This is a genomic window from Terriglobales bacterium (assembly GCA_035624475.1).
Taxonomy (GTDB): Bacteria; Acidobacteriota; Terriglobia; order Terriglobales; family Acidobacteriaceae; genus DASPRL01.
Window position 1 is genome coordinate 1 of record DASPRL010000309.1, and the last position, 7,238, is coordinate 7,238.

The following is a 7,238-nucleotide window of genomic DNA, read 5'->3' on the forward strand; positions in this document are numbered from 1 at the left end:
CGTGGGCGGCGCCGTCATCGCCGAGACCGGGGGCGGCAGCATCCGCGTGAACTCCGCCCGCGGCCAGGTGCGTGCCAGCACCGGCGGCGGCAACCTCGAGCTCTGGGGCGTGGGCGGAGGCGTGCGCAGCGAGACCGGCGCCGGCAGCATCACCGTCGAGCTGGTGAGCGGGCCGTTCCACGACTCCAGCATCGAGACCGGCTCGGGCGACATCGTCGTCTACCTGCCCGAGGGGATGAGGGTCACGGTGCGCGCGGCGGTGGAGTCCTGCACCGGCCAGGGCATCGTCTCCGACTTTGCCGAACTGAAGATCCACAGCGAGGGTGGCCAGTGGAACCCGCACGAGGTCTACGCCGAGGGCAGCCTGAACGGCGGAGGCCCTCTGCTCAAGATCCGCACCAGCAACGGCAGCATCCAGATCCACCGCGGAAAAAAGTAATGTTCGGAATCCAGCGAGGCTTACATATGAACCTGCACACTCGGAAGCACTTGCAGTACGTTCTGGCGACGGCCCTGTGCCTGCTGGCCGCCGGCCTGTGGCTGGCCGCGCCCGCTCTGGCGGGCGGCCCGGAGACCGCGCAGACCCCGGCGGTGGCGCCGGCGGCTCCCGCGGCCCCGGCGGCGGCTCCCGCTCCCCCGGCGCCGGCGTGGCCGGGTGAGGGAGAATCCCACACCTCCTACCTGGGCATCGACGTCCGCGACGTCACCCCCGACAGCGCCAAACAGCTCAAGCTGCGGGAGGAGCGCGGGGCGGAGATCACCATGGTCGACCAGGATGCTCCCGCCGGCAAAGCCGGCTTCCGGGAGCACGACGTCATCCTGGACTTCGACGGCCAGAAGGTGGAGAGCGTGGAGCAGCTCCGGCGCATGATCCATGAGGTCCCGCCGGGCCGCAGCGTCACCATCGGCTACAGCCGCGACGGCCAGGTGCGCAGCGTGCAGGTCCAGCTCGCCGACCGCACCACGATGGAGGCCCAGTCCTACACCTTCGCCATGCCCAAGGTGGCGGTGCCCAACGTGGAAGTGCGCGTGCCCCGCATCGAGATGCCGGCCATCCAGATCGTCACCCTGGCGGGCTCGCGGGCGGGCCTGCTGGTCTCGAACGTCACTCCGCAACTGGGCGAGTACTTCGGCTGCAAGAACGGGGAGTGCGTGCTGGTGCAGTCGGTGGAAAAGGGCAGCGTCGCCGAAGCTGCGGGCTTCAAGGCCGGCGACGTCATCCTCAAGGTGGACAACCAGCGCGTCGCCGACATGAGCGACTGGCGCAGCGTCCTGCGCGAACACCGCGGCGGCGGCAAGGTGGCGGTCACCATCCTGCGTGAGCGCCGGGAGCAGACGTTGAGTCTGACCCTGCCGGCCGGCCGCGAGTCCGGCGACGCCTTCCGCTTCCAGTGGCCGGGCATGAACCTGGACATGCAAGCGATGGAGCGCTCCCTGGCGGAAGCCCAACGTTCCATGGAATGCGCCCAGGGCCAGGCCCAGGAGCAGGCGGCCGTGGACCAGGTCGAGCTGCGCCGCGCCCTGGAGCGTGCCCAGCAGGAGAATGCCAAGGCCATGAAGGGGCGCAGCAAGGAGATCGAGCGCCAGATGAAGGAGATGCAGAAGCAGATGGAGAAGCAGATGGAGAAGCTGCGCGAGATGAACCTGGTGCTCGAAGAAGACTGACGGACTCTCCTTTTCCTCCTGACGCGGCCCCGCCCCCGGCGGGGCCGCGCTTTGTTTTTGCTCAGAGAGGGGCTACTCCGCCCAGCGGCGGAACAGGAGGCAGCCGTTGGTTCCTCCAAAGCCGAAGGAGTTGCTGAGAGCGATCTCCACCTTGGCCTCGCGCGCGTGGCTGGGGACGTAATCCAAGGTGCACTCCGGGTCGGGATGCTCCAGGTTGATGGTGGGAGGCAGCTTCTGGTCGCGCAGGGCCAGCACGGTGATGCCGGCCTCCAGGCCCCCGGCTCCGCCCAGCAGGTGCCCGGTCATGCTCTTGGTGGAGCTGACCGCGAGCTTGTGAGCGTGCTCCCCGAAGGCGCGCTCGATGGCCATGCTCTCCTGCTTGTCCCCCAGCGGGGTGGAGGTGCCGTGGGCGTTGATGTAATCCACCTGTTCCGGTTTCACCTTGGCATCGCGGAGAGTGTTCGTCATCACGCGATAGGCGCCCTCCCCGCCCTCGGCGGGCTGGGTGATGTGGTAAGCGTCGCCGCTCATGCCGTAGCCGATGATCTCGGCTAGGATGGTGGCTCCGCGCTGGCGGGCCTTCTCCAGGTCCTCCAGGATGAGGATGCCGGCGCCCTCACCCACCACGAAGCCGTCGCGCTCGGCGTCCCAGGGGCGGCTGGCCTTCGCGGGGGCGTCGTTGCGGGTGGAGAGAGCCCGCATGGCGGCGAAGCCGCCGATGCCCATGGCGGTGATGGCCGCCTCCGTGCCCCCGGCGATCATGGCGTCGGCGTCGCAGCGCTGGATGATCTTGAAGGCGTCGCCGATGGAGTGGCAACTGGAGGTGCAGGCGGTGCAGGTGGCCTCGTTGGGCCCCTTGGCCCCGTAGCGGATGCTGACGTGCCCCGCCGCCAGGTTGACGATGGTGGCGGGAATGAAGAAGGGACTGATCTTGCGCGGGCCCCCGTGGAGCAGCGCCAGGTGCTCGCGCTCGATGATGTCGAACCCGCCGATCCCGCTGCCGATGTGCACCCCCACCCGGTGCTCGTTCTCGGGGGTGACCTTCAGCCCCGCCATCTCCATGGCCTCGTGGGCGGCGGCCAGGGCCAGATGGATGAAGCGGCCCATGCGCCGGGCTTCCTTCTTATCGACGTACTGCAGGGGATCGAAGTTCTTGACTTCGGCCGCGATCTGGCAGGCGAACTGGGAGGGATCAAAGAGGGAGATGCGGGCCACACCGCTCTGCCCGGCCAGCAGGTTCCGCCACACCTCTTCGCTGGTGTGGCCCACGCCGCAGATCAGGCCGACTCCGGTGACGACGACCCGCTGGCCCAATCACTTCCCGCCTTTCGCGTGCTTTTCGATGTACTCGACCGCGTCTTTCACCGTGCGGATCTTCTCCGCGTCCTCGTCCGGGATCTCGATGTCAAAGGCCTCCTCGAAGGCCATCACCAGCTCCACCGTGTCCAGCGAGTCGGCGCCCAGGTCGTCCACGAACGAGGCGCTGGGGGTGACCTCGCCCTCGTCCACCTGCAACTGCTCGACGATGATCTGCTTCACCTTTTCTTCCGTGGCGGTAGCCATCTAGGGAATTCCTCCTTGTGGCGGTAAACGACCCAGTGTACTTGGGGGTGCGAAGCCGTGTAAAGACGGGGCGGCGCTCGTGTTTACGCTCTCGGGCGCCTATCCTACCCGCCCGTCGCGGGACGGTCAATCGGCCTGGGGCGCGGGCGGCCTGGCGGTCCGCCCGCGAGCCCTTGGGCGTTCTCCTACTTCTTCTTCGCCGGCTTGGCCGGGGTCGCCGGCGCCGGCGGAGCCTCCATCTTGGTGTCCGGAGGCAGGGGCTTGCGCGGCAGCATCTGCTCGCGCATGGCCGCGTCATAGACGAACGAGGCCAGGACGGCCGAGGCCTGCATCAGGTCCTCGCGCTGCGCCCGCTCGTAGACGTCCATGTTGGAGTGGTGGGTGCGGCTGAAGTAGTCCATCGGGTCCTGGATGAACTGGAAGCCGGGGATGCCCACCGCGTCGAAGGAGAGGTGGTCGGTGCCGCCGGTGTTGCGGTTGGTGACCGTGGTGGCGCCCAGATCATGGAAGGGCTTGAGCCATTCCTCGAAGATAGGCACCACCGCCGCGTTCTCCTGGGTGTAGATGCCGCGCAGCTTGCCGGTGCCGTTGTCGATGTTGAAGTAGGCGGCGATCTGCGCCTGCTCCGGCTTGATGGTGAGCGAGCCTTGCTCGCGCCACAGGAAGGAGGGCAGCTCGCGCTCCTTGGGGTCGGAAGGCGCGGGGCGGGAGCCGAAGTGGTTGGCGACGTAGCCGCGCGAGCCCAGCAGGCCCTGCTCTTCGCCCGTCCACAGCGCCACCCGGATGGTGCGCCGCGGCTTCACCCCCAGCGCCTTGAGGATGCGCACCGCCTCCATGACCACAGCCGATCCCGCGCCGTTGTCGGTGGCGCCGGTGCCGCCATGCCAGGAGTCCAGGTGCGCGCCCAGCATCACGATCTCGTCCTTCTTGTCGGTGCCGGGGATCTCGGCCAAGGTGTCGTAGCCGGCCTGGTCCTCGTCGAACTTGGCCTGGACGTTGACCTCCAGCTCCACCGGGACGTCGCGCTCCAGCAGGCGCGCGATGCGCCCGTAGTGCTCGACCGCCATCTCCAGCTTGGGCACGCCCACCGGCTCTCCGGTCTTGTAGGAGGCGCCGCTCTGCACGAAGATGAGGCCGCCGTCGCCGCGGCTGGGCTCGATGGCCGCCACCACCTTCTCCTCGGCCAGGAACTTGTTGAGTTCACCCTGGAAGCGCACGCGCGCGATGATCTCCTCGCGCGGGAAGGGCGGGCGCTCGCCCGGGATCTGGTACTGGTAGATCTTGTCCAGGTCCTGGTCGTCGTAGCGCTTGAAGTCGGGCTCGGTGGGCAGCTTGAGCGCCGGCATCTCGCCCAGCAGCACGATCTTGCCCGCCAGCTTGCCGCGATACTTCTCGAAGTCGGCCACCCGCTGCAACTTGACCGCGACCACGGGAGCCCGCACCGCGCCGTTGGTGCCCGGGGTCCAGGCTTCGGGGATGGCATAGAGCTGGGCGGTGTCGGGCGCCACCATCATCACCGAGCAGAACTGCTCCGACCAGCCGCGGCCGAAGTCGCCCCACTTCTCCACGTGGGCGTTCTCCAGGCCCCAGGAGGCGAACTGGTCGCGCGTCCACTCGTTGGCCTTCTGGACGTTGGGCGAGCCGGTGAGGCGCTGCCCGATCTCGTCGGTCAGGTGCTCCAGGGTCTTCATCACCTGGGAGTGGTGGAATTCCTCGTCCCGGATGCGGGTGACCATCTGCAGGTCCACCGTCTCCGGGGCGGCGGCCGCCGCCGGCGCCGCTGCTTCCGCCTTCTTCTTCTGCGCCCCCAGCGGCAAGGCCAGCACCGCCAGGAGAATCACGGATCCATAGACTGCGAAGTGCGTGCGACGAACGCTCCTCATGATGTCTTCCTTCCTTTTAATTCTGCATTCTCAATTCTTCATTCTTCACTTGCCCATGTACTGGTCGCGCAGGTCGGTCTGGCGCGTGCGCATGGAAGTCTCGCGGCCCTGGATGAAGACCATCTTCACGTCGGTGCGAACATCCAGGGGATCACCGTTGGCGACCACCACGTTGGCCATCTTGCCCACGTCGAGCGAGCCCAACTGGTCGGAGACGCCCCAGATCTCCGCCGGGTTCAGGGTGAGGGCCTTGAGGGCCTCGTCGTAGGGCAGGCCCCAGGCCACGGCGTAGCCGGCCGCATAAGGCAGGTTGCGGGCGTTGTGCGAGTCGTAGGAGGCGAAGGCGATCTTCACTCCGCGCTGTGCCAGCTCGGCCGGCAGCCGGTAGACCGCGTCATAGCGCTGGTCGTCGTGGGGGAAGTCGTAGATGGGTCCCACGATGACCGGCACCTTCAGCGCCGCGATGTAGTCCAGGATGCTCTGCGCGTGGGTGAGGTGGTTGAGTACGATCCTGAGGTTGAACTCGTGCGCCAGGTCCACCGCCGTCTGCAGGTCGTTGGATTCTTCGGCGCTGAGCACCACCGGCTTCGAGCCCGCCAGATAGGGCAGCAGGGCCTCGAGCTTGAGATCGCGCTTGGGCTCCATCGGCTCCGCGCCCTTCTTCTCCTTCTGCCACTCGGCCAACTTCTTCTGATAGTCGGCGAGCTTGCGCCCGTACTCCTGGGCGTCGAGGAAGGACTGGCGCAACTGCGTGGCCATCCCCATGCGGGTGAAGGGATACTTGGCGCTCTCGAAGGAGCGGTTGCGGCGCTGCGCTCCGGTGAAGTTCATGGGCAGGGCGAGGTCGCGCAGCAGCAGCATCTGGTCGCGGTCGCGCCCGGCGAGCTGGATGAAGGAATCCTGCCCCGGCAGCGTGTCCTGGCTCTCGGGCGCCACGATGGCGTTGGTCACGCCGTTCACCCGGGTGACGGGGATGAGCGAACTCTCGGCGTGGAAGGCGTCGTAGACGTGCATGTGGGGCATGATCTCGTCGCTCATCTCGATGAGGTCGTTGCTCGACTGCACCGCCGAGATCTCGGTCAGACCCAGGTTGGTCTCGGAGTCGATGAGCCCGGGATAGACGGTCATCCCCTGCACCTCGATGACGCGCGCGCCCTTGGGGATGGCCACCGTGCCGGACTTGCCGACGGCGGTGATCTTGCCGTTCTCCATCACCAGCACGCCGTCTTCGATGACGCCGTGGGTGATGGTCAGCAGCTTGCCCCCGCGCAGCACGATGGCCTGCTCCGGGGAAGCGGCCGCCGCCTTCTTCGCAGGTTTCTGTCCGAATGCCAGCGAGGCCGAAAGGAGAAGGACAAAAACGGCCACGATCTCAATGACCCGATGACCCGATGATTCCATCCCCCGATGTCTCATTGTCCCTCCTTGTAGTGCGTCAGCCCCAGGCCGGGGAGCGAGCGGTCGAACCACACGTCGCCGTCGATGATGGCCTTGTCCACCAGGCCGTAGCTGGAGAGCGGATAGCCGGTCCAGATGGTGATGTCGGCGTCCTTGCCCACGTCCAGCGAGCCCACGCGGTCGTCCACCCCGATGATCCAGGCGGGGTTCAGGGTGATCATCTTGAGCGCCTCCTCCTCGGTGGCGCCGCCGTAGCGCATGGTCTTGCCCGCCTCCTGATTGAGGCGGCGGGTGTAGTCGTCGGAGTCGCTCTTGATGGCCACGCGCACGCCCTTGCGCATGCTCATGACCGCATTCCAGGGAATGGCGTCGTAGGCCTCGACCTTGAAGCCCCACCAGTCGGCCCAGGTGGCGATGCCGACGTTGGCGGCGGCGATCTTGTCGGCCACCTTGTAGATCTCCACCGCGTGGTGGAAGGCGCGGATCTTGTAGCCGAACTCGTTGGCGATGGCCAGTTCGGTGAGGAACTCGTCAGCGCGGTAGCAGTGGATCTGCACCAGGAACTTGCCGCGCAGGATGTCGGCCAGGGCCTCCAGCTTCAGGTCCCGGTGCGGCGGCATGGCGTCCTTGTCGCCCTTGGCCACCTTGGCGTTGTACTCATCCCACTTGTGCATGTAGTCGCGCGCGTCTTCGAAGGCCTGGCGCTGCACCTCGAAGTTGCCCATGCGG

Annotated in this window: 7 protein-coding genes; 2 read left to right on the forward strand and 5 right to left on the reverse strand. The window is 67.2% G+C overall.

Annotation, left to right across the window (positions count from 1 at the left end):
* Both VEG08_12220 and VEG08_12225 read left to right on the forward strand, forming a co-directional pair.
* Positions 1-439, forward strand: a 439-nt coding sequence (locus VEG08_12220; GenBank protein HXZ28749.1) for a hypothetical protein, incomplete at its 5' end; no start/stop codon positions are given.
* A 26-nt stretch (positions 440-465) separates the two neighbouring features.
* On the forward strand, positions 466-1,665 hold the full coding sequence (locus VEG08_12225) for a PDZ domain-containing protein (protein ID HXZ28750.1): 1,200 nt from the start codon (positions 466-468) through the stop codon (positions 1,663-1,665).
* A gap of 72 nt (positions 1,666-1,737) precedes the next feature.
* Here VEG08_12225 and fabF read toward each other — a convergent pair whose 3' ends face one another.
* The 5 genes from fabF to VEG08_12250 form a co-directional block, all read right to left on the reverse strand.
* On the reverse strand, positions 1,738-2,979 hold the full coding sequence (gene fabF, locus VEG08_12230; protein HXZ28751.1) for a beta-ketoacyl-ACP synthase II: 1,242 nt from the start codon (positions 2,977-2,979) through the stop codon (positions 1,738-1,740).
* Positions 2,980-3,228, reverse strand: coding sequence for an acyl carrier protein (locus tag VEG08_12235; protein HXZ28752.1), 249 nt, complete (start codon positions 3,226-3,228; stop codon positions 2,980-2,982).
* 185 nt (positions 3,229-3,413) lie between these two features.
* Positions 3,414-5,111, reverse strand: coding sequence for a M20/M25/M40 family metallo-hydrolase (locus tag VEG08_12240; GenBank protein ID HXZ28753.1), 1,698 nt, complete (start codon positions 5,109-5,111; stop codon positions 3,414-3,416).
* Positions 5,112-5,156: 45 nt separating this feature from the next.
* Positions 5,157-6,479: an amidohydrolase family protein gene (locus tag VEG08_12245; GenBank protein HXZ28754.1), complete on the reverse strand. Its 1,323-nt coding sequence runs from the start codon at positions 6,477-6,479 to the stop codon at positions 5,157-5,159.
* Positions 6,480-6,523: 44 nt separating this feature from the next.
* The coding region (locus tag VEG08_12250) for an amidohydrolase family protein (GenBank protein HXZ28755.1) at positions 6,524-7,238 on the reverse strand (715 nt) is incomplete at its 5' end.

What these genes read in the sequence shown, in the direction of transcription:
- VEG08_12225 (HXZ28750.1), top strand. Translation starts at nt 466, where the DNA reads ATGAACCTGCACACTCGGAAGCACTTGCAGTACGTTCTGGCGACGGCC.
- VEG08_12235 (HXZ28752.1), bottom strand. Translation starts at nt 3,228, where the DNA reads ATGGCTACCGCCACGGAAGAAAAGGTGAAGCAGATCATCGTCGAGCAG.
- VEG08_12240 (HXZ28753.1), bottom strand. Translation starts at nt 5,111, where the DNA reads ATGAGGAGCGTTCGTCGCACGCACTTCGCAGTCTATGGATCCGTGATT.